The sequence below is a fragment of the Streptomyces sp. NPDC032721 genome, from assembly GCF_055579625.1.
Genome location: NZ_JBVIMX010000008.1, coordinates 357,442 through 377,858, shown reverse-complemented (window position 1 = coordinate 377,858; position 20,417 = coordinate 357,442). Strand labels below are relative to the sequence as shown.

The following is a 20,417-nucleotide window of genomic DNA, read 5'->3' as shown; positions in this document are numbered from 1 at the left end:
TAATCGGGTTCACACATCGGAAGAGCGGAACAACCACGGCCGGAATAAGGCCGGTTGTTCACTGCGTCCTCGCTAGTGTTGCCCACCCGCACCCCAAGGGGCCGTGTGGGTCTTTTTCAAAGGAACCTCATCCACCGAAGTGGACGGGGTTGTCAATCTGGCGTTGACTTTTGGCACGCTGTTGAGTTCTCAAGGAACGGACGCTTCCTTTGTACTCACCCTCGCGGGCTTTCCTCCGGACGATTTCGTTCGGTGTTTCTTTTGTTCTTGCGTTTCCGACTCTATCAGATCCTTTCGGGCCTGATTTCCGGTCGAACTCGGGTTTGTCTTTGCGGCTGTTGGGCCGTTCCGACGAGTGAGACATTAGCGGATTCCGGTCGCCCGAACCAAATCGGGGTTTCGGCATCCTCATTCACGAAATAGGGCACGAAAAAGAAAGCGACGGACGTCGCGTGAATTGATCGTGTTCCTACTTGTGGATGGCTGCCCTCAGGCCAGTCGTAACCGGTGCTCACATAGGACAACCCGAAGAACTATACGGATCCCGCCGGGCCGCGTCAACCCGCCCCTGCCCTGCCGTATCTGTGCGCGTACTTGGCCTGCACGTTCCTTGCCGCCCGCACGTGGCGGGAGCACACTCCCCCACACGAGGGGTGTTGCCCATGTCCGTACCTGTACCCGACCCCGTCCCCGTCCCCGTGGACGAGTTCCTGGTCGTGCTCGATCCGGTCCCGGTGGGGGAAACAGCCGCAGACCCGTTGGCCGCGCTGCGTGCGGTGGGGCGGGTGACCCAGGTGCTGTCGCGCCGGCTGGTGCTGGTGCGGGCCGGGGATGCGGAGCTCGTGGCGGCGTTGCGGGCGGTGCCCGGCGTTTCTCTCGTACACACGGATCCGGAGGCGGAGCTGTCCGCCGGTGCGGGCGGGCTCGACGAGAAGGAGCGGCTGTTCGTTGCCGCCTGGCGGGCGCGGGCCCGCCCCAAGCGGCGTCCCGGGGAGGGTCTCGACTGGGACGCGCCCGGGTTCCTGCCGCCCGACCGCCCCGGTGGCGGCACCGCGTAGGAAGCAGGGAGTAGGGAGGGGGAGGAACGATGGCCGGTGACCTGCGTGTCCTTGAGGGGATCACGATCAGTGCGACGACCGCCGCGGATGCACCCGAGGGTTCCGGGCGGGTGGTGCACCACTACGGCAGGGTCGGCATCGTGCAGCGCCGCCCGGAGGACCTCGCGCCCGGTGCGACGGGCCCCGGCCCCGTACGGGAGGAACCGGAACTGCGGCGCGCGTCCGCGCTCAGTACCTCGGAGCTGTCGGAGCTCAGTCCGCTGGAGCGGCTGGGCGCGGAGGCCCTGCGGATGCGGGAGTCGGCCGAGTACCGCTCGGCGAAGCAGGCGCGGCCCCGGAGCGGAGAGAGCTGGGACATGGCGGGCTGTACGTCGGTGGTGCCGCAGCCGCCCGACCTTCGGGCGGCTGCGGCCGCACCCGGTGCTGCCGGGCCGACCAGCTCCTGTCTGGAGGGGAGCGTGGCGGTCGGGATCGTCATCGTCGAGGGGCCGACGGCCGCGCTGAAGTTCAGTGCGGCCGAGCGGACCAAGGTCGCGGCCGAGGTGCAGAACGGGCTCGGGTGGCTCGCTTCCGCGGCGCCCCGGGCGGGGTTGTCCTTCCACTACGACCTGCACGTGGTCTCGCTCGCGGTGACTCCGGACCCCAACGCCGGTGATCTGGAGGCACGTTGGCGGGATCCGGCACTGGCCGCGCTCGGGTATCCGGCTGGCGGGGCCGGTGTGCTGCGGTACGCCGAGCATCTGCGCAGTTCGCTCGGGACGCGGTGGACGTACGTCGCCTTCGTCACCAAGTACCCCGTGGTCCACTTCGCGTACGCCTTCATCGGGGGTCCGTATCTGGTCATGGACTACGCGAACGACGGCTGGGGTCCCGACAACATCGACCGGGTCTTCGCGCACGAGACCGGGCACGTATTCAACGCGCCGGACGAGTACGCGAGCAGCGGCTGTGACTGCGGGGGCTCGTGGGGCCGGTTCGCGATGCCGAACAGCAACTGCGAGAACTGTGCGCCCGGCGGCGGGGTCGCCTGTCTGATGCGGAGCAACGACTTCTCCTTCTGTGCCTTCACCCCGGCGCACCTCGGTCTGTGGTTGGACACCCCGCTGATCAGCCGGGCCTCCGCCAAGGTCGTCGACATCACCGGGTCCACGGCGGGTGACGGGGTGGCCGCCATCCAGTGGGGGTTCCACGGCGGTGACAACCAGCGCTTCCGGCTGGAGGCGGTCGGCGACGGGTACCTGCGGGCGGTCGCCCGGCATTCCGGGAAGGTCCTCCACGTGGCCAACGCGTCGAAGTCGGACGGAGCGCCGCTCGTGCAGTGGGCCTGGAACGGGGGTGATCACCAGCGGTTCCGGCTGGAGCCGGTCGGCGAACACGACGTACGGCTGATCGCCAAGCACTCGGGCAAGGCCGTCGACGTGTCAGGAGGGTCGCTCGCCGACGGGGCGGCGCTCGTCCAGTGGCCGTGGCACGGCGGGCTGAACCAGCGGTGGAGCTACCGGGGTACGCCGCTGCTGGCCAAGCACTCCGGCAGGGCCGTCGAGGTGGACGGGGCGTCCAAGAGCAACGGGGCGCAGGCCGTTCAGCGGACGCCGCACGGCGGGGAGCACCAGGAGTTCCTGATCGAGCGTCTGGCCGACGGGTACGCACGGCTGGTGGCCAAGCACTCGGGCAAGGTGCTCGACGTGTACGGTGCCTCGACTGCGGACGGGGCGAGGCTCGTGCAGTGGGAGTGGAACGGGGGCGACAACCAGCGCTTCCGGCTCGAGGAGGTCGGCGACAAGTTCGTACGGCTGGTCGCCAAGCACTCCGGCAAGGTGCTCGATGTCGCCGGGGGTTCCTCGGCGGACGGGGTCCGGATCATCCAGTGGACGTGGCACGGCGGGGCCAACCAGCGGTGGCAGCTCGGCTGAGGAACTGGTCGGGAATTAATTTTGCAGGCTCTGCATTTTTGCGTAATCTGCAATGCGTGAAGAGCAATGACGGCGTGCCCGGGCTCCGTGAGCGCAAGAAGCGGGCCACCCGGGCGGCACTGGCGGATGCCGCGGTGCGGCTGGCTGCCGAGCACGGGGCGGAGAACGTCACCGTCGAGGCGATCAGCAGTGCGGCAGGGGTCTCGGAGCGCACGTTCTTCAACTATTTCGACAGCCATGACGACGCCTTCCTCATGATCGACGCCGAAGTCGGTCAGCGGATCAGGCGTGCGGTGCGTGAGGCGCCTGCCGAGGTCCCCGTGCTCGACGTGCTCCGCGAGGCGTTCCTCGCGGAGTTGGCGGACGTGGCGGAGCGCCACGAGATCTGGAGCCTGCGGGCCAAGGTCTTCCAGCGGTCCCCGTACCTCCTCGCGCGGGGCCTCGGGGCCCATATGGCCGAGGAGCGGGAGCTCGCGCAGGCGGTCGCCGAACGGCTGGGGGGTGCGGAGGGGGACGAGCTCGGGCTCTATCCGCGACTGGTCGCCTCGGTGGCCACCGCCGCCATCCGGGCCTCGGTCGAGGCCTGGTGCGAGCGGCCGCCGGGGGTCGACTTCGCCGAGGTCTTCGGCGAGGCCTTCGAGCACCTCTCGTCGGGGCTTGCGGCGCCGGGAGCAGCCCGGGCTTCGACTCCGGCTGCGACTTCGGCTCCAGCTGCGGCGTCGGCTCCGGATTCCACTCCGGCTCAGGCTCCGGCGTCGGCTCCGGCCGCAGCTTCAACTCCGGCTCCGGCTCCGGATTCCACTCCGGCCGCGGCTTCGACTCCAGCTGCGGAGTCGGCTTCGGCTTCGGACGTCGTGGTGCGCTGAGCCGGGCTGCCCGGTCGGCCTCTCAACCACCTGCTCGACCGGGCCCTCGATTGCCCGATCAGGTTCGCCGAGTTCTCCAGATTTCCTGCCCGATCCTCGGATCGACATCCAAAGAAGGACACCTTGACTGCAATCGAGGCGCCCGAACAGGCGCCCACCTCCATGAACCACAAGCAGATACTCCAGGCCATGTCCGGGCTGATGGCCGGCATGTTCGTCGCCATCCTGGCCGGCACGGTCGTGGCCAACGCACTCCCCCGGATCATCGCGGACCTCGGCGCGAGCCAGTCCTCGTACACCTGGGTCGTCACCTCCGAGCTGCTCGCCATGACGGCGACCGTCCCGCTGTGGGGCAAGCTCTCGGACCTCTACAACAAGAAGCTGCTGCTCCAGCTGTCCCTGGTGATGTTCGTGGTGGGCTCGCTGCTCGCCGGGTTCTCGCAGGAGGTCGGGCTGCTGATCTTCAGCCGTGTCGTGCAGGGCATCGGCGCCGGTGGTCTGACCGCGCTCGCGCAGGTCGTGATGGCCGCCATCATTCCGCCCCGTCAGCTGGGCAAGTACGCCGGTATCTTCGGCGCCGTCTTCGCTGTCGGTACGGTCGCCGGTCCGCTGATCGGCGGCGTGCTCGTGGACACCTCCTGGCTGGGCTGGCGCTGGTGCTTCTTCATCGGTGTTCCGTTCGCGCTGCTCGGCATCGTGCTGCTGCAGCGCACGCTGAAGCTGCCGACCGTCCGGCGTGAAGTGAAGATCGACTTCCTGGGTGCGTTCCTGATCGTGGCGGGCGTGTGTGCGCTGCTGATCTGGACCTCGCTGGCGGGCCACCAGTTCGACTGGGCCTCCTGGCAGACGGCCGCGCTGACCGGTGGTGGTGTGCTGCTGCTCGCCGCCGCGGTGTTCGTCGAGGCGCGGGTGCCGGAGCCGATCATTCCGCTCACCATCTTCCGCAACCGCACGATCACGCTGACCACGGTCGCGAGCCTGCTCGTGGGTGTGGCCATGTTCGGTGGCACGGTCTTCCTGTCGCAGTACTTCCAGATCGCGCTCGGCAAGACGCCGACGGTGGCGGGGCTGATGAGCCTGCCGATGATCCTGGGTCTGCTGGTGTCCTCCACCGTCGCGGGCCAGATCATCAGCAAGACGGGCAAGTGGAAGGTGTACCTGGTCGCGGGCGCGGTCATCATGACCGCCGGTCTCGGCCTGCTGGCGACGATCGACGCCGACACGCACTTCGGTCTGCTCAGCCTGTACATGGCGATCCTCGGCATCGGCGTCGGCATGCTGATGCAGAACCTGGTGCTGGCCGCGCAGAACGACGTACCCGCATCCGAGCTGGGTGCCGCCACCTCCGTGCTGTCCTTCTTCCGCAGCATGGGCGGCACCATCGGTGTCAGCGCCCTGGGTGCGGTGCTGGCCAACCGGGTCGCGACCGAGATGACCAAGGGCATGACGGCGGCGGGCATTCCGGTGCCGGCCGGTGGCGAGAGCGAAGCGTCCGTACCGGACATGACGAAGCTGCCCGCGCCGATCCGCGACATCGTGGAGAACGCGTACGCGCTGGCGACCGCCGATCTCTTCCTGTACGCAGCACCGTTCGCGGCGCTGGCGCTGGTCGCGGTGCTCTTCATCAAGGAGAAGCCGCTGAAGACGACCAGCGGTATGGAACGGCTCGCGGAGGAGGCCGAGGCGGCGGAGGCTGCTCAGGCCGGAGGCGCGAGCGGTGACAAGGCCGCGTCGTCGACGTCGGTCGGCTGAGGATGTGCTTGGCGCGGCTCGTCGTGGTGTCACGTGACGTGAGATGCGGACGGCCCCGGTGGCCCCCAGTAGGGGGCGGCCGGGGCCGTCCGCTTTCCCACGCTTCCTGGGGGGTCGTGGGGGGTGCTCGGGGCTACGCGGTCCCGTGCGGCGGGCGTACCTCGACGAACCAGCGGCGGCGTGGGCCTCGGTAGAGCAGCGCGTCCCAGCCGAGTGCGGTCAGCACTTCGGTGCCGTACGTGAGTCGGTCGTACTCCTCGTCGGCGGCTCCGCTGCCGCGCGGGCCGAGCCATTCGACGGCGGCGGTGTGCGGTTCGTCGCCGGGGCGGACGCGGTAGCCGGTTGCCGTGCGGGCGCCGTCGGGGTCGGTGGCGGAAGGGGGCAGGGGGGCGGCTTCCAGGGCGAGGGCCACGGCATTGAGGAACTGGCGGAGTTCCCAGGGGGCGGGTGTCGTCTCCGAGCCCATGGTGATCCGGCGGATCTGCCGCAGCCCTTCGAACGCGGTCCGGACCGCGGCGGCCCGCTGCTCGGGCGGCTCGGCGGGCAGGGGGCCGTCTCCGTGGGCGGGGGTGAAGGGGGGTGCGGGGTCAGCTGCGGCCATGGGGCAAGTCTCTCCTGGCGGGCGGGGGCCGGGGTCAGGACGGTCCGCCGCCGAGGACGCGGATCGGGTTGCCGTCGAGGTAGGCGCGGATGTTCTCGACCGCTTGGCCGTAGTACGTGCGGTAGTTGGCGTCCGATACGTAGCCGAGGTGCGGGGTGGCCAGGAGGCGGGGCGCGGTGCGCATCGGGTCGTCGGCCGGGAGGGGTTCGGTGTCGAAGACGTCGACGCCCGCTCCGGCGAGGGTGCCCGCGTGGAGGGCGGCGAGGAGGGCGTCCTGGTCGACGATGGCGGATCGGGAGGTGTTGATCAGGTAGGCGGCGGGGCGCATGAGGGCGAGTCCCGGGGCGCCGAGGAGGCCTCTGGTGCGGTCGCTCAGGGCCAGGTGGACCGAGACGAAGTCGCTGGTGCCGAGGAGCTCTTCCTTGGAGGGGGCGTGGTGGACGCCGACCGCGTCGGCCCGTTCGGTGGTGAGGTTCTGGCTCCAGGCGTGGACTTCCATACCGAAGGCGAGGCCGACGGCGGCGACGCGGCTGCCGATTTTGCCCAGGCCGAGGAGGCCGAGGCGGCGGCCGTGCAGGTCGGCGCCGACGGTGGACTGCCAGGGGCCGCCCTCGCGGAGGGAGTTGGACTCGGTGACGATGCCGCGTGCGAGGCCGAGGAGGAGCGCCCAGGTGAGCTCGACCGGTGGGGTGGAGGAGCTGGCGGTGCCGCAGACGGTGACTCCGTGGTGTTCGGCGGCGGTGAAGTCGATGACGGAATTACGCATTCCGGAAGCGACGAGGAGGCGGAGGCGGGGCAGGCGGGCGAGGAGGGAGGCTGGGAAGGGGACGCGCTCGCGGAGGGTAACGACCATGTCGAAGTCGGCGAGGGCGGTGGCGAGGGTGTCTTCGTCGGGGAAGTGGTGCTGGAAGGTGACTACTTCGACTTCGTCGGAGAGGGGGGTCCAGTCGGCGAGGGTGGTTGCGGCGGACTGGAAGTCGGTGAGGAGGGCGCAGCGGAGCTTCATGGGGGTGGGGACGCTCCTGGGAGGTGGGTGGGGGTGGTTGGCCCGGGCCGGGCCGGGCCGGACCATTTCATGATCGGCGGTTGGGGGTGGGGAGTCCATGGGGTGGCGGTGGTTGGGGGCCACGGCGTAGGTGGGGCGGGGGCGGGTCGTTCGGCTCCGCCGGGGCCGCCCCCTTGCCCGCCCGTCCCGCCCCCGGGGGCGGCCCCGCCGCCCAAGGAGGCGGGGCAACGGGTGGGGGCGGGGGCGCCGCCCAAGGAGGCGGGGCAACGGAGGGGCGGCTCCGCCGCCCAAGAGGGCTAGGAGGGCGGGGTAAGGGCGGCCCCGCTGCCTGAGAGAGCTAGGGCTTAAGGGCGGATGCACCGCTTGAGGGGGCTAGGGCGCAAGGCGGATGCACCGACTGAGGGGGCAGGGCACCGTGGGCGGTTCCGCCGCCCGAGAGGGCGGGGCACCGTGGGCGGTTCCGGCGCCCGAGAGGGTAGGGCAACGTGGGCGGTTCTGCCGCCCGGGAGGGCGGGGCCACGTGGCCGGGCCTGCCCGGCCAAGAGGGCTCGGCGGGGGCGTCGTGCTAGGGGTGGGCGGCGTCCGGACGGGCACCGCCGTGACTGGCTGTGGGCGGTCACGCCTTCGGTCCTCGTCTGGCACACACACTTGAGCCCCGCGGCCAGCGGTGAGGGGCATCCGTCCGCCGCAGGCGCACGCCCCCCGCGGACCCTTCTCCTCGTCCCGGCGCAAGCCCGCTCTGCTTGCTGTGCGACGCTCGGGTACTCCGTTCGTGCAACGACGAAAGGCCCCGACCATCATGTTGGTAACGCTGACCGGCGGTTCCGGGGCCGGGAAGACCACTCTCGCCGTCGCGCTGGCCGCCGCCGCGTCCTTCGGTCCCGTGCGGGTGCTGCATGCCGACGATTACTACTTCCAGGACCCGGGCCAGGGAGTTTGGGCGCCCGATGAGAGCGGCACGCTTCGGCTGGATGTCGGTGATCCTCGGTCCGTCGACATGGTTCGGCTCTGCCGGGATGTTGCGGAGGGCCTCGGCTCCGCCGCCGCCGTCGTCGTGGACGGTCTCTTCGCCCGGCAGGTCGTCGTACCGGAGCGTTTCCCCCGGTTCGACGTGTTCGTCGATCTCGCCGCCGATCTGCGGCTGGCCAGGAAGATCCAGCGCAAGTGTCTGCGCGACGGCTTCCCCCTCGACGTACTCCTGCGGAACTACCTCCTGCACCGGCGCGACGCCCACGAGAAGCACGTCGAGCCGGTGCGCCACGACTGCGACCTGGTCGTGGCGGGTGATGCCGATCCTGACGTAGTGGCCCGGCAGGTGTGGGCCGCGGCTCTCGGCCGCTGACGTCACGCCTGCTCAGCGTTCCGTCCGTGCCCTCCGTACGAGGTCCCCGGCCGCTTCCCGCCACCTCGGGTGCTCGAAAGTGAAGCCCTCCTCCAGAAGCCGGCCGGGGACGACCCGGCGGCTCTTGAAGAGGAGCTCGGTGTCCGTACGCAGGACGAACGCGCCGACCGACGCCATCCACCTCGTCGCAGGCAGCCCCACCGGCATGCCCACCGCCCCGCGCAGCGCCCGCATGAACTCCCGGTGCGGCAGCGGCTCCGGGGCCGCCAGGTTGACCGGGCCCTCGATGTCGTCCCGGGCGATCAGGAACTCGACCGCCCGTACGACGTCCCGGTCGTGGATCCAGGAGAGGTACTGCGCGCCGCCCGCCACCGGCCCGCCGAGCCCGAGGCGCGTCATCCGCCGCAGCACGTCGAAGACCCCGCCCCGGTCGGGGCTCATCACCATGGCCGCCCGCAGGGCGACCTTGCGGGTGTGCGGGGTGGCGGCCGTCTCCTGGGCGCGCTCCCAGTTCCTGGCGATGCGGACGCTGTACTCCCAGTAGTCCGGTACGTCCGGTTCGTTGCCGCCGATGATGCCGGTCGCCTCGTCGTGGGCCGCGTCGAAGCGGTGGGCGTAGACGGTCGCGGTGCTCATCTGGAGCCAGAGCGCCGGCGGCTTCGCGGCGGCGGCGACGGCTGCGCCGACGATCTCGGCGGAGTGCACGCGCGAGTCCATCATGGCCCGCATGTTGGCGTCGGTGTAGCGGCAGCTGACGCTGCGGCCCGCCAGGTTGATCACGACGTCGCTGCCGTCGACCGCCTCGGCCCACGGGCCGAGCGTCCGCCCGTCCCAGGCGATCTCGCCCGGTCTCGACGGGTTCCTGGTCAGTACGACGACCTCGTGGCCTGCGGCGGTGAACGCCCGGTTCAGGATCGCGCCGACCTGCCCGGTCCCCCCGGGAATGACAATCTTCATCGGGCTCTCCCTCGGTCTCGTTCTCCTGAGGGTAGACCGCCCCTGAGCAGGCCGGATCCCCGGTCCCGCGCGGCGCTGCAGGTGCTCCGCGCGGCGCTGGGCGGTGCGCTCCGCGGTGCGCGCGCCCACCTCGGGACAACTCTCGGTAAAGCCGAGGTTATTGATCGCCCAACAGTCGGTACGAAGTGGCCGCCCGGCCCGCACCGGCCCCCCGAACCCCTTCCCTACCTGCGGAACTCTTGGAACACTCCACGTGCTTCTGTCCCCCCACGACAAGGGTTCCCACACTCATGCCAGAACTCAATCGTCGCCGATTCCTCCAGATATCGGGCGCCACGGCAGGTTTCGCCGCACTGTCCGGCAGCATCGACCGGGCGGCGGCGATTCCCGCCGACCGGCGGACCGGCAGCATGAAGGACATCGACCACATCGTCGTGCTGATGCAGGAGAACCGGTCCTTCGACCACTACTTCGGCACGCTGAAGGGGGTCCGGGGCTTCGGTGACCCGCGGCCTGTGGTGCCGTACGGGATGAAGTCGGTGTTCCACCAGCGGGACGGCGCCAAGGAGGTGCTGCCGTACCACCCGGACGCCGCCGACCTGGGCATGCAGTTCATCGCGGGGCTGAACCACGACTGGGCGGGCGGCCACCGGGCGGTCAACAACGGGAAGTACGACCAGTGGATCCCCGCCAAGTCGGCGGGCACGATGGCGTACCTGACCCGGAACGACATCCCGTTCCACTACGCGCTCGCCGACGCGTTCACCGTCTGCGACGCGTACCACTGCTCGCTCATCGGGGCCACCGACCCCAACCGCTACTACATGCTCACCGGTCACACGGGCAATGACGGCAAGGGCGGCGGCCCGGTCCTCGGCAACGAGGAGGCGGGCTACGGCTGGACCACCTACCCCGAGCGGCTGGAGAAGGCGGGGGTGTCCTGGAAGGTGTACCAGGACATCGGCGACGGTCTCGACGCGAACGGCAAGTGGGGGTGGATCGAGGACGCCTACCGGGGCAACTACGGCGACAACTCGCTCCTCTACTTCAACGCGTACCGCAACGCCAAGCCCGGCGACCCGCTCTACGACAAGGCACGCACCGGCACCAACGCCAAGAACGGCGACGGGTTCTTCGACCTCCTCACCGCCGACGTCAAGGCCGGGAAGCTGCCGCAGGTCTCCTGGATCGCCGCCCCCGAGGCCTTCAGCGAGCACCCCAACTGGCCTGCGAACTACGGCGCTTGGTACATCTCCAAGGTGCTGGACGCGCTCACCTCCAACCCCGCCGTATGGGCCAGGACCGCCCTGTTCATCACGTACGACGAGAACGACGGCTACTTCGACCACGTCGTGCCGCCCTACCCGCCGGCCTCCGCCGCGCAGGGCAAGTCCACCGTGGACTCCTCGCTCGACTACTTCGGCGGCAACGCCAAGTACGGGGCGGGGGCGTACGGGCTGGGCCAGCGGGTGCCGATGCTGGTGGTCTCGCCCTGGAGCACGGGCGGCTACGTCTGTTCCGAGACCCTCGACCACACCTCGATCATCCGGTTCATGGAGCGCCGTTTCGGGGTCGCCGAGCCGAACATCTCGCCCTGGCGCAGGGCCGTCTGCGGTGATCTCACGGCCGCCTTCGACTTCTCGCTCGCCGTCCCCGGGCCGGCGAAGCTGCCCGACACCGGTGCGTACGCGCCGCCGGACAAGGAGCGGCACGACAGCTACGTGCCGAAGCCGCCGGCCACCGGGGCACTGCCCAAGCAGGAGCCGGGCGCCCGTCCTGCGCGACCGCTGCGGTACGCCCCGTACGCGGACGGAAAGGCCGACCCCGCGGCAGGCAAGTACACCCTGACCCTCAGTGGCGGCAAGGACGCGGGGGCGGGCTTCTACGTGACCTCGGGGAACCGTACGGACGGCCCGTGGACGTACACCGCCGAGGCGGGCAAGGAGATCACCGACACCTGGAACTCCAAGTACTCCAAGGGCAGTTACGACCTCTCGGTGTTCGGCCCGAACGGTTTCCTGTGCACGTTCCGGGGGACGGCAGCCACCGCGGGCCCCGAAGTGACGGTCCGTCACGACACGGCCAACGGTGGGCAGCTCCTTCTGACCGCGACCAACGCGGCCACCAGCGCGTGCCGCCTGACCATTGCCAACTCCTACGGCGGGCAGCCCGTTTCCTTCACCGTCCCGGCGGGCGGCAAGGTGACGCGCACCGTGGACGTCCGGGGCGGCCAGCACTGGTACGACCTGTCGGTGACGTCCGCGACGGACGGCACCTTCCTGCGCCGGTTCGCCGGACACGTGGAGACCGGCAAGCCGGGTGTGAGCGACCCCGCACTCGCCACGGCTCGGGCCCGCCGAGTGGACGGCTAGAGCGCGTAGTTGTACGGGGTGGTGGTGCTCAGGCGGGTGAAGCCGAGGCGTTCCAGGATCGGCCTGCTGGTGTCCATCGCGTCCACCTGGAGGTACTGGAAGCCGCGCTCCTGCGCGATGCGGGCGCGCTGGGCCACCAGGGCGCGGTAGATGCCCTTGCCGCGCCACTCCTCGACCGTGCCGCCGCCCCACAGGCTGGCGAACCGGGTGCCGGGCGGGTACTCGGCGCGGGCCGCGCTCACCGGGGTGTCCCCCGCCATGGCGACGACCGCCGAGACGGTCCCGGGGGCTTCGGTGAGCTGGGCGAGCAGCCGTGCGCCGAGCTTGGACGAGTCCTCGCCGAAGGCCAGCTCGTGGGCGCGTACGAGGAGTTCGACGCCTGCCGCGTCGGTGACCGGGACCAGGCGGATGCCGTCGGGGAGTGCGGGGCCGGCCGGGAGGTCCGCGATCGCGGCGACCATGACGGCCTCCGGCTCCTCGGGCTCGAAGCCCGCCGCGCGCAGTCGCTCCCCCAGGTCCTGGGGTGCGTCGTGGGAGTAGAGCTTCCACTCGAAGGCGAGGCCCCGGGCGCGGTAGTGCGCCACCTGCTCGGCGATGGCGGCGTCGGCGGTCTCCTCGGTGAGCCCCGACCAGAGGATGCCGTTCCAGTCGTTGGCGCCGCCGGTCTGCCGGACGACCGCGCCGGTGCGTTCCAGGTCGATGCCGGGGCGGTCCTTGGGCACCTCGCGGCGCATTTCCGTGTCGAAGACTTCTCGTACCTCTGCAAGATTCATCCGGTCACTGCACCATGCGGCAGTACGGTGCGCCAACGAGTTTCGGCGCCCGGGTGAGCACCCCGGGTGGGCATCACGGTGAGCTCCGCCGATACCCGCCGCAGGGTATTCATGTGTATGCCATGTATGCGTTGCTCATTGCGCCCCGGCGACCTGATCACGACGCCTAGTGTCGCCGCTGTTCGAACCGGACGACAGACAAGGCAACTTGATGAGATTCGCCCCGCTCGTGACCGCCGCCGCCTCCGCCGCACTGCTGGCTCCGGCAGCGGCCCCCGCCCCGGCGTCGGCCGCCACGCCCGCGCCCGCGCCCGCAGCCGCCTCCACCGGAACCCTGGCTCCGCCGACCGTGAGCAAGCCCGGCGGCCGGTACGAGCGGAGCGTGTCGCTCACCTTCCGGGCGGAGCGCGGGGCCGTCGTGCGGTACACGCTGGACGGGACGACGCCGACGCGCACGAGCCGGCTCGCGATACCGGGTCTTCCGCTGCGCATCACCTCGGACACCAACGTCACGGCGGTCGCCTTCCGGGGGCGGCAGTCCAGCATCCCCCTCTCGTACGGCTATCTGATCAAGGGCACCGAGAAGCCGCTCGCCCGGCTGGTGGTGATGTCCGACGTGCACATCGGCAACCACCGGGACAACGACAAGAAGTACGAGAGCTTCTTCGACACCATCGGCTCGATCTTCCCGAAGCCGGACGCGATCCTGTCCAACGGCGACATGATCAACGACAACGGTGACGGCAAGGGCCCCGACCACCGGATCGTCTCGGAGATCTTCGGGGCGAACCTGAAGCGCAAGGGCATGACCGCTACGCAGCTGCTGCTCTCCCACGGCAACCACGACGCGTCCCTCGCGGACATCCGCGCCCACTACCCGCGCGCCTGGTTCCCCGACTCGGGCGGCGGCTACTACGAGTCGAAGGTCAACGGGCTGAGCGTGCTCACGCTCAACACGGAGACGTACAACTCCAGCACGCAACAGCAGAGCTGGCTGAAGCAGCGGCTCGCGGCCCTCACCGCCGCCGCCCCGAATACGCCCGTCCTAGTGCAGGGCCACCGCCCGGCCCCGGACACCGTGATGGACGGGCAGCAGGCCTCCAACCCGCAGCTGACCAAGGACCTGAGCGCCTTCCCGCAGGCAGTGCTCTTCTCCGGCCACTCGCACCTCAACCTCAATGACGACAGGTCCGTCCACCAGCGGGACTTCACGGCCGTCAACGACGGCTCCATGTCGTACGTCGAGATGGACCACGGCTACCAGGCGATCACCGACAAGGGCCTGGCCGACCGCTTCGAGTCGCCGACCGCGCAGGCCCTGTTCGTCGAGGTGTACAAGGACCGCACCGAGATCGCCCGGGTGAACATGGCCGCCGACAAGCACGACATCTACACCGACGGCAAGTGGTCGGCCGCCTGGCAGCCGCCGTACGCGAGCGCGGGCACGCTCAGCGGCCGGACCTGGACGGTGCGGCTGAAGGGGCGGACCCCGCAGGAGATCAAGGACGGCTTCACCTACACGACGGCCCGTCGCGACAAGGTGGCCCCGGTGTTCACCGACCGCCGTCCGCTGACTGCCGTACGGGCCTCCGGGGGCGGTCTCGCGCTGCGGATCGCGCAGGCGCGCGACGACCGGATGGTGCACCACTACCGGGTGGAGGTCGCGGACGCGGCGACCGGGGCGAAGGCGGTCTCCTCGAAGGTGTTCTCCGAGTACTACTTCGCGCCGCGCCCGAACGTCCTGGACGTTCCGGTTCCGGCCGCGCCCGCCGGTACCCGGTACGTGGCGAGGGTGACCGCCGTGGACGCGTACGGCAACGCCTCCCCGGAGGTCACCCTGAAGTTCCGCCGCTGACGGTCGCCCCCGGCAACCGACCCGCCCGCGAACGCCGGTTGCCCACAGGGTAGTTATGGGGGCTGATCCATTCCGTTCCGCGACGAATCCGGATAGGCGAGACCCTGTGACGACCCCCGTGACGCCCCCCGCGACACCCTCCGCGAAGACCTCCGTGCGACTGCCCCGCTCCCCCTCCGGCTGGACCATGGCGGTCTTCGGGGTGCTCGCCACCTCGCTCGGCGTCGTGGGGCTCGTCGCGCCGGACGCGCAGCTCGCGATGATGGGCTTCGCCCCCGAGCCCGGCACCGTGCGCGCCGCCGGCGACCACACCCTGACGTTCCTGACCGCGTCCTCCATGGCCGCGGTCAACATGGGCGTGTACTACGTGCTGGCCTCGCTGGCCGACTGGAAGGCGTTCTTCCGCTGGACGGTGCCGTTCCGGCTGCTGACCTTCACGGTCTTCACCGTCGCCGTCCTCACCGACCGTGCTCCGGCGGGATTCCTCGGGGTGGGCATATGGGAGGGGGTCGGCGCGGTGGCGACCGGAATCGCGCTGCGGGTGGAGACCCGGCGCCATCGGTGAACATAGGTGAGAAGGTGGGGCAAAGCCGAATGCCCGCCGAATGCCCGATCGATGCACGGAAGAACGCGCCATGCCGAGTGAGCCCCCCGCACCGCCTGCCGACCGGAGCGGCCCTCCTCCCGCCCCCGGCGCTCTCGCGCGCTACCGCAAGGCCCTCCGGCGCACGCCGGTCTCCGTGTGGAACGACGACGTGTCCGACTGGGCGGCGGCGCTCACCTACTACGCCATCCTGGCCCTGGTGCCCGCCCTGCTCGTCACCGTCACCCTGATCGGTCTGGCCAACCCCGACGCGACCCAGTCCCTCATCCAGGACATCGCGTCGGTCGCCCCGGCCGAGTCGGGCGCGGCGCTCCAGGAGACGCTGGAGCAGGCGGTGAGGGGCACCTCGGCGCTGTGGATCCTGCTGGTGACCGGCACCGTCAGCTCGCTGTGGTCGGCCTCCAGCTATCTGGCGGTGTTCCGGCGGGCGATGCACTCCATGCACCAGGAGAAGGACTCCCGCCCGGCGCTGCGCAAGGCGCACCTGAACGTGGTGACCGCGATCTTCCTGCTGCTCCTGCTGCTGACGAGCGCGGTGGCCCTGGTGCTGACGGGGCCGATGGCGCGGGGCCTGGCCGACTGGCTCGGGATGGGGGCGGTGGGCGAGGCGGTGTGGTCGGCGCTGAAGTGGCCGCTGCTGCTGTTCCTGGTCGCCCTGCTGATCATGATCCTGTTCCATACGGGGCCGCGCGTCGCGCGGGGGGTGCGGCGGGCGCTGCCGGGCGGGGTGCTGGCCGCGTTCCTGTGGCTGACGGCCTCGGCCGGGTTCGCCTTCTACGCGACGAACATCGCCAGTTACAGCAGGCTGTACGGGTCGCTGGCCGGGGTCGTGGTGTTCCTGGTGTGGGTGTGGTTCGCGAACCTGTCGTTGCTGGCGGGCGCCCAGTTCAACGTGGAACTGCGGCGGCTGGCGGGCCGGGGGCCGGCTCCCCGTAATCCCTAGACCCGGAATCCCGCTTCCTCGGTGCGTCCCAGCGCTGCCGCCACCGCGTCCGGCAGCGGGGCGAGTCCGAGCAGTCCGAGGGTGACGGACGTGGTGAGGGAGTGCCAGGTGACGGCCCGTCGCAGCATGGCGTGGTCGCCGCCCCCGACGGTCACCACGCAGGTGCGGGCACCGGCCCGCCCGGCGCGTGCCGCCAGTTCGCGGGTGGCCGAGGGGCTGGTCGTACGGTCCTGGTCGCCGTGCAGCAGTACGAGGTCCCGGCCGTCGAGGTGGGCGACGGGTTCGCCCGGCGGGCACCACGGGGCGAGCCCGACGACGCCCCGCACCTGGGGGTGTCCGGCGATCCGCAGGGCGGCCCGGCCGCCCATCGAGTGGCCGACCAGAACCACAGGGACCGGGCGGCCGAACTCGGCGACCAGGCGTTCCAGGGCGTCCCGCGCGTCGGGCACGGGGTCGGCGCGGGCACCGTTCCAGCCCCGGTGCCGGTAGGCGGCCGTACGCACGACGACGCGGTCGCGGCCTGCCGGCCGGGCGGTGAGCGCGCGGGCGAAGGGGCGCATGCGCAGGCCGGGGAGGTTCAGTCGCGGGGGCGGCTCCAGGCCGTTCTCGCGTCCGCCGTGCAGGAGCAGAACGGCGGCCTCGGGCGCACGGGGCGGACCCGACGGACCTGAAGGGCCTGACGGGCCGGACTGGCCCGACGGACCGGACTGGCCCGACGGGCCGGTGGGGCTTGGCTGGCTGGTGGGTCGGCTGGTCATCCTGCCTCCGGGTCGGTGACTGCCGAGTCTGCCCTGTCGGTGGCGGTCACGGCATGGCATCGTGCATTGGTCCGGACCAGTTCTGCCCCGACGGGTGCGTGAAGTGAGGAGTGCGGTCGCGATGGAGACCGTGGAGAGCGCCGTTCCACTGCACCGGTTGGAGGTGCCCGCAATCCAGCAACTTCCTTTCGCCATGGGCTCGTTCGATGCCATCGGGCCGATGTCGCGGGCCTCCTTCCCGCACCGGCACACCTTCTACGAGATCGTCTTCGTGACGAGCGGCCGGGGCGGGCACGTCATCGACCTCTCGCGCTGGGAGCTGCGCCCGCCTCATCTGTGCTTCGTGGTTCCCGGGCAGGTGCACTACTGGGAGGACGTCACCGACCTGCACGGCCGGGTCATCCTCTTCGCCGAGGACTTCCTGCTGGACCACCCCGGCGACCGGGAACTGCTGCGGGGCCTGGGCGAGCGGCCCTGGTTCAGCCCCTCGGGCGAGGACGCGTCCGCCTTCGCGCGGCTGATCGCGGACATGGAGCGCGAGTACCGCACCGGGCAGGACGGGTTCGCGTCCGTGCTGCGGGCCTATCTGCACGTGCTGGTGGTACGGGCGTCCCGGCTGGCCGGGCCCGCCCCGCGGCGGCCCGATCCGGCCGGGCGCCCCGCGCTGGTCACCGAGGAGTTCGTCCGACTGCTGGCGCGGCCGGGGCCCGAGGTGTGGTCGGTGCGCTCGTGCGCGGCGCGCATCGGGGTGACCGTGGGTTATCTCAACGAGGCGGTGAAGCAGACCACCGGCCGCACCCCGGGCCAGCTGGTGCGCCAGGTCCGCACCCACGAGGCCAAACGGCTGCTCGCCCGGACGGATCTGACGGTACGGCAGGTGGCGGCGGGGGTCGGGTTCGCGGACGCCGCGTACTTCTGCCGCTTCTTCCGCCGCGAGACCGGGCTCAGTCCGGGCGGCTTCCGGCGCGGCAGCGGTGCAATGCACCACGACTACCGCATCCCGTCCATCGAACACGGCGATCCGTCGGCCTAGGTTCACAGGGGAGCGGGCCCGGGGGTGAGCCGGAGCACACCCGAGCACCGCTCAACTCCGCCTCCCCTGAGCCGACTTGGAGTCGCCCCCACCATGGACACCACGGACCAGCCAGACCCCTCGGACGCCGCCTCCCCCGCCTCCCCCACGGCCCCCGCCTCCCTCACCGACGCCTCCCCCACCCCCTACCGCCCGTCCCGCAAGACCGTCCTGAGAGCCGCCCTCGCGGTGGGTGCGGCGGTGCCGGTCGCGCTCATCGGCGTACCGGCACTGGCCAGGACCGCGCGCAGCGGCGACGTACCGCTTGAGCTGACGCCCGAGTGCGACGACGGGGACGACCCGACCCCGGCGCAGACCGAGGGCCCGTACTTCAAGCCGAACTCACCGCGGCGCACCTCGCTCCTGGACGGGAATCCGCCGGGGACCCGGCTGACGGTCACCGGGTACGTCTTCGGGCTGGCCTGCCGGCCCATCGCCAACGCCCTGCTGGACTTCTGGCAGGCGGACGTCAACGGCGCGTACGACAACACCGGTTTCCGCTTCCGGGGACACCAGTTCACCAACGCCCAGGGCGCGTTCACCCTCACCACGATCGCGCCGGGCCTCTACCCGGGCCGCACCCGGCACATCCACGTGAAGGTGCAGGCGCCGAACCGGCCCGTCCTGACCACCCAGCTGTACTTCCCCAACGAGCCGCGCAACAACACCGACACCATCTTCGACCCGCGCCTGCTGATGACGATGCGCGACAACGGTCCCGTGCGGGAGGGCAGTTACGACTTCGTCCTGAACGTCCCGCAGGGTCCCGGCCCCACCGATCCGCCGACCACCCCGCCGCCGTCCGGCACCTGGAAGGCGGGCACCGCCTACCGGACCGGCGACCGGGTGACGTACGGCGGCCGCACCTACTCCTGCCTCCAGGCCCACACCTCGGGCCCCGGCTGGGAGCCGCCGAACGTCCCGGCACTCTGGCGGGTGGTGTAGCCGCCTCCCACGGTCGCCCGGTCCGTTTACTCGCTGCCGGGCCTCGGCGGCGGCGCCGGGGCACCGGCGGGCGGGGCGATGCGGGCGTACGTCCCGGAGGGCGCGGCGGCGTCCTCCGGGGCGGGCGCCGCCTTGGCCTGGACGCCCAGGGCGGCGTCGCGCCGGGCGCCCGGGTCCCAGCCGGTCTCCACGACCCGCTTCTGCATCAGGATCGCGCCGCCGAGGAGGACCGCGCCGACCAGCAGCATCAGGACGATGGCGGTGCCGCCGCCGACCTTGGCGACGTTGCCGACGATCGAGCCGAACCAGCCGAAGTCGGCGTCGCCGAAGGTGGTGTTCTCCTTGCCGAAGGCGCCCAGCACCTTGAGGAGGAGGGCGGGCAGGAAGGTGATCAGACAGCCGTTGAGGAACGCGCCGACGACCGCGCCGCGCCGGCCGCCGGTGGCGTTGCCGTAGACGCCTGCCGCGCCGCCGGTGAAGAAGTGCGGGACCAGGCCGGGCAGGACCAGCGCGAGGCCGAAGGCCGGATTGAAGATCCAGGTGAGCAGGCCGAGGCTGATCAGACCACCGATGAAGCTGGAGATGAAGCCGATGAGCACGGCGTTCTGGGCGTACGGGAAGACGATCGGCGCGTCCAGCGAGGGGACGGCGCCGGGGACGAGCTTGTGGGCGATGCCCTGGAAGGCGGGGACCAGTTCGCCGAGGATGGTGCGGACGCCGAAGAGGATGACGGCGACCGCGATGCCGAACTGGAGTCCCTGCATCACGGACTTCATCAGGTAGTTGCCGACGTCGCTGGCGGCTGCCGCGTCGACGCCGAAGGCCTTGAAGGCGGTCTCCTGGCCGGCCTTGGCGAGGAAGACGACGGACATGATGACGTAGATCAGGACCATCGACAGGGCGGTGGCGACCATCGAGTCGCGCAGGAAGCGCAGCCCCTCGGGGAGGTTCATCTCCTCGGTGCTGCGGCTGCGCTTGCCGACCAGCTGTCCGGCCGCGCCCGCGGTGATGTATCCGGCGGTGCCGAAGTGGCCGATGGCGACGCTGTTGTTGCCGGTGACGCGTTTGGTCCAGGGGTGCGCGAAGGCGGGCATCGCCACGAGCAGGATGCCCAGGAGGACGCCGCCGACGACGACCACGGCGACCGAGCCCTGTCCGGCGGTGGCCAGCACCATCGTCAACAGGGTGGCCATGAACAGCATGTGATGGCCGGTCAGGAACACGTACCGGAGCGGGGTGAAGCGGGCGAGCAGCAGGCTGACCGCGAAGCCGACGATCATCAGCCAGGCCACCCGGGCGCCGTACTGCGCCTGGGCGATGCCGACGATGGCCTCGTTGGTGGGGATCACTCCGTGCGCGCCGGTGGAGCCCTGGATCATCTCGCCCAGCGGGGCGAGGGAGTTGACGACGAGCCCGGCTCCCGCCCCGATCAGCAGGAAGCCCAGCGTCGCCTTGATGGCGCCGCCGACGACCTGGCCCGCGGACTTGCGCAGGGCGATCAGACCGACGGCGGTGATGATGCCGATGAGGTAGGCGGGTTGGCTGAGGATCTCGTTGACGAGGAACTTCGCGAAGGAAACGAGCCAGTCCATGTGTGCGG

General features: G+C 70.8%; 17 protein-coding genes. 11 read left to right on the top strand and 6 right to left on the bottom strand.

The window, feature by feature from the left end; all coding sequences use genetic code 11:
- The first annotated feature begins 662 nt into the window (after positions 1-662).
- The 4 genes from ACZ5PB_RS19475 to ACZ5PB_RS19460 all read left to right on the top strand — a co-directional run bounded on the left by ACZ5PB_RS19475 (position 663) and on the right by ACZ5PB_RS19460 (position 5,589).
- On the top strand, positions 663-1,058 hold the full coding sequence (locus tag ACZ5PB_RS19475; protein ID WP_468692658.1) for a hypothetical protein: 396 nt from the start codon (positions 663-665) through the stop codon (positions 1,056-1,058).
- A 29-nt stretch (positions 1,059-1,087) separates the two neighbouring features.
- The gene (locus ACZ5PB_RS19470) at positions 1,088-2,971 is read left to right on the top strand and encodes an RICIN domain-containing protein (protein ID WP_468692657.1); all 1,884 of its coding nucleotides are present in this window, start codon (positions 1,088-1,090) and stop codon (positions 2,969-2,971) included.
- A gap of 56 nt (positions 2,972-3,027) precedes the next feature.
- Positions 3,028-3,837, top strand: coding sequence for an acyl-CoA-like ligand-binding transcription factor (locus ACZ5PB_RS19465; protein WP_468692655.1), 810 nt, complete (start codon positions 3,028-3,030; stop codon positions 3,835-3,837).
- A 162-nt stretch (positions 3,838-3,999) separates the two neighbouring features.
- Positions 4,000-5,589, top strand: a complete 1,590-nt coding sequence (locus tag ACZ5PB_RS19460) for an MDR family MFS transporter (RefSeq protein ID WP_468692703.1) — start codon at positions 4,000-4,002, stop codon at positions 5,587-5,589.
- Positions 5,590-5,722: 133 nt separating this feature from the next.
- Here the strand turns inward: ACZ5PB_RS19460 and ACZ5PB_RS19455 are convergent, their stop codons facing one another.
- Both ACZ5PB_RS19455 and ACZ5PB_RS19450 read right to left on the bottom strand, forming a co-directional pair.
- A complete protein-coding gene (locus ACZ5PB_RS19455) occupies positions 5,723-6,190 on the bottom strand; it encodes a hypothetical protein (protein ID WP_468692653.1) in 468 nt (155 codons plus the stop codon).
- A 34-nt stretch (positions 6,191-6,224) separates the two neighbouring features.
- Positions 6,225-7,196 (bottom strand): D-2-hydroxyacid dehydrogenase family protein, encoded by a 972-nt coding sequence (locus ACZ5PB_RS19450; RefSeq protein ID WP_468692651.1) that lies wholly within the window; start codon positions 7,194-7,196, stop codon positions 6,225-6,227.
- A 799-nt stretch (positions 7,197-7,995) separates the two neighbouring features.
- On the opposite strand from ACZ5PB_RS19450, the gene ACZ5PB_RS19445 reads away from it, so the two are divergent.
- A complete protein-coding gene (locus ACZ5PB_RS19445) occupies positions 7,996-8,538 on the top strand; it encodes a hypothetical protein (protein ID WP_468692650.1) in 543 nt (180 codons plus the stop codon).
- A 12-nt stretch (positions 8,539-8,550) separates the two neighbouring features.
- Here ACZ5PB_RS19445 and ACZ5PB_RS19440 read toward each other — a convergent pair whose 3' ends face one another.
- Positions 8,551-9,495, bottom strand: coding sequence for a TIGR01777 family oxidoreductase (locus tag ACZ5PB_RS19440; protein ID WP_468692649.1), 945 nt, complete (start codon positions 9,493-9,495; stop codon positions 8,551-8,553).
- Positions 9,496-9,785: 290 nt separating this feature from the next.
- Here ACZ5PB_RS19440 and ACZ5PB_RS19435 point away from each other — a divergent pair, with 290 nt between their 5' ends.
- On the top strand, positions 9,786-11,867 hold the full coding sequence (locus tag ACZ5PB_RS19435) for a phosphocholine-specific phospholipase C (protein ID WP_468692647.1): 2,082 nt from the start codon (positions 9,786-9,788) through the stop codon (positions 11,865-11,867).
- Here the strand turns inward: ACZ5PB_RS19435 and ACZ5PB_RS19430 are convergent.
- The gene (locus tag ACZ5PB_RS19430) at positions 11,864-12,640 is read right to left on the bottom strand and encodes a GNAT family N-acetyltransferase (protein ID WP_468692646.1); all 777 of its coding nucleotides are present in this window, start codon (positions 12,638-12,640) and stop codon (positions 11,864-11,866) included. The two genes, ACZ5PB_RS19435 and ACZ5PB_RS19430, sit on opposite strands and share 4 nt — an antisense overlap.
- 211 nt (positions 12,641-12,851) lie before the next feature.
- Between ACZ5PB_RS19430 and ACZ5PB_RS19425 the strand changes: the two genes are divergently transcribed.
- The 3 genes from ACZ5PB_RS19425 to ACZ5PB_RS19415 all read left to right on the top strand — a co-directional run bounded on the left by ACZ5PB_RS19425 (position 12,852) and on the right by ACZ5PB_RS19415 (position 16,042).
- Positions 12,852-14,495: a metallophosphoesterase gene (locus ACZ5PB_RS19425; RefSeq protein WP_468692645.1), complete on the top strand. Its 1,644-nt coding sequence runs from the start codon at positions 12,852-12,854 to the stop codon at positions 14,493-14,495.
- A gap of 187 nt (positions 14,496-14,682) precedes the next feature.
- Positions 14,683-15,060, top strand: a complete 378-nt coding sequence (locus ACZ5PB_RS19420) for a hypothetical protein (RefSeq protein WP_468692701.1) — start codon at positions 14,683-14,685, stop codon at positions 15,058-15,060.
- A gap of 70 nt (positions 15,061-15,130) precedes the next feature.
- Positions 15,131-16,042 carry a YihY/virulence factor BrkB family protein gene (locus ACZ5PB_RS19415; RefSeq protein WP_468692644.1) on the top strand — a complete coding sequence of 304 codons (912 nt, stop codon included), beginning with the start codon at positions 15,131-15,133 and terminating at the stop codon, positions 16,040-16,042.
- Here the strand turns inward: ACZ5PB_RS19415 and ACZ5PB_RS19410 are convergent.
- Positions 16,039-16,800, bottom strand: coding sequence for an alpha/beta hydrolase (locus tag ACZ5PB_RS19410; protein ID WP_468692642.1), 762 nt, complete (start codon positions 16,798-16,800; stop codon positions 16,039-16,041). The two genes, ACZ5PB_RS19415 and ACZ5PB_RS19410, sit on opposite strands and share 4 nt — an antisense overlap.
- Positions 16,801-16,921: 121 nt before the next feature.
- On the opposite strand from ACZ5PB_RS19410, the gene ACZ5PB_RS19405 reads away from it, so the two are divergent.
- Both ACZ5PB_RS19405 and ACZ5PB_RS19400 read left to right on the top strand, forming a co-directional pair.
- Positions 16,922-17,833 carry a helix-turn-helix domain-containing protein gene (locus ACZ5PB_RS19405; RefSeq protein ID WP_468692640.1) on the top strand — a complete coding sequence of 304 codons (912 nt, stop codon included), beginning with the start codon at positions 16,922-16,924 and terminating at the stop codon, positions 17,831-17,833.
- Between the two features lie 93 nt (positions 17,834-17,926).
- Positions 17,927-18,817 (top strand): dioxygenase family protein, encoded by an 891-nt coding sequence (locus tag ACZ5PB_RS19400; RefSeq protein WP_468692639.1) that lies wholly within the window; start codon positions 17,927-17,929, stop codon positions 18,815-18,817.
- A 26-nt stretch (positions 18,818-18,843) separates the two neighbouring features.
- On the opposite strand, the gene ACZ5PB_RS19395 is transcribed toward ACZ5PB_RS19400, so the two are convergent.
- Entirely contained in the window at positions 18,844-20,409 is a 1,566-nt protein-coding gene (locus tag ACZ5PB_RS19395; protein ID WP_468692638.1) for a PTS ascorbate transporter subunit IIC, read from the bottom strand.
- Between the last annotated feature and the right edge of the window lie 8 nt (positions 20,410-20,417).

Excerpts from the sequence above, each read along its gene's own strand:
- ACZ5PB_RS19455 (WP_468692653.1), bottom strand. The coding sequence starts at position 6,190 with ATGGCCGCAGCTGACCCCGCACCCCCCTTCACCCCCGCCCACGGAGAC.
- ACZ5PB_RS19470 (WP_468692657.1), top strand. The coding sequence starts at position 1,088 with ATGGCCGGTGACCTGCGTGTCCTTGAGGGGATCACGATCAGTGCGACG.
- ACZ5PB_RS19405 (WP_468692640.1), top strand. The coding sequence starts at position 16,922 with ATGGAGACCGTGGAGAGCGCCGTTCCACTGCACCGGTTGGAGGTGCCC.
- ACZ5PB_RS19450 (WP_468692651.1), bottom strand. The coding sequence starts at position 7,196 with ATGAAGCTCCGCTGCGCCCTCCTCACCGACTTCCAGTCCGCCGCAACC.
- ACZ5PB_RS19410 (WP_468692642.1), bottom strand. The coding sequence starts at position 16,800 with ATGACCAGCCGACCCACCAGCCAGCCAAGCCCCACCGGCCCGTCGGGC.
- ACZ5PB_RS19445 (WP_468692650.1), top strand. The coding sequence starts at position 7,996 with ATGTTGGTAACGCTGACCGGCGGTTCCGGGGCCGGGAAGACCACTCTC.
- ACZ5PB_RS19440 (WP_468692649.1), bottom strand. The coding sequence starts at position 9,495 with ATGAAGATTGTCATTCCCGGGGGGACCGGGCAGGTCGGCGCGATCCTG.
- ACZ5PB_RS19460 (WP_468692703.1), top strand. The coding sequence starts at position 4,000 with ATGAACCACAAGCAGATACTCCAGGCCATGTCCGGGCTGATGGCCGGC.
- ACZ5PB_RS19400 (WP_468692639.1), top strand. The coding sequence starts at position 17,927 with ATGGACACCACGGACCAGCCAGACCCCTCGGACGCCGCCTCCCCCGCC.
- ACZ5PB_RS19395 (WP_468692638.1), bottom strand. The coding sequence starts at position 20,409 with ATGGACTGGCTCGTTTCCTTCGCGAAGTTCCTCGTCAACGAGATCCTC.
- ACZ5PB_RS19420 (WP_468692701.1), top strand. The coding sequence starts at position 14,683 with ATGGCGGTCTTCGGGGTGCTCGCCACCTCGCTCGGCGTCGTGGGGCTC.
- ACZ5PB_RS19415 (WP_468692644.1), top strand. The coding sequence starts at position 15,131 with ATGCCGAGTGAGCCCCCCGCACCGCCTGCCGACCGGAGCGGCCCTCCT.
- ACZ5PB_RS19430 (WP_468692646.1), bottom strand. The coding sequence starts at position 12,640 with ATGAATCTTGCAGAGGTACGAGAAGTCTTCGACACGGAAATGCGCCGC.
- ACZ5PB_RS19425 (WP_468692645.1), top strand. The coding sequence starts at position 12,852 with ATGAGATTCGCCCCGCTCGTGACCGCCGCCGCCTCCGCCGCACTGCTG.
- ACZ5PB_RS19435 (WP_468692647.1), top strand. The coding sequence starts at position 9,786 with ATGCCAGAACTCAATCGTCGCCGATTCCTCCAGATATCGGGCGCCACG.
- ACZ5PB_RS19475 (WP_468692658.1), top strand. The coding sequence starts at position 663 with ATGTCCGTACCTGTACCCGACCCCGTCCCCGTCCCCGTGGACGAGTTC.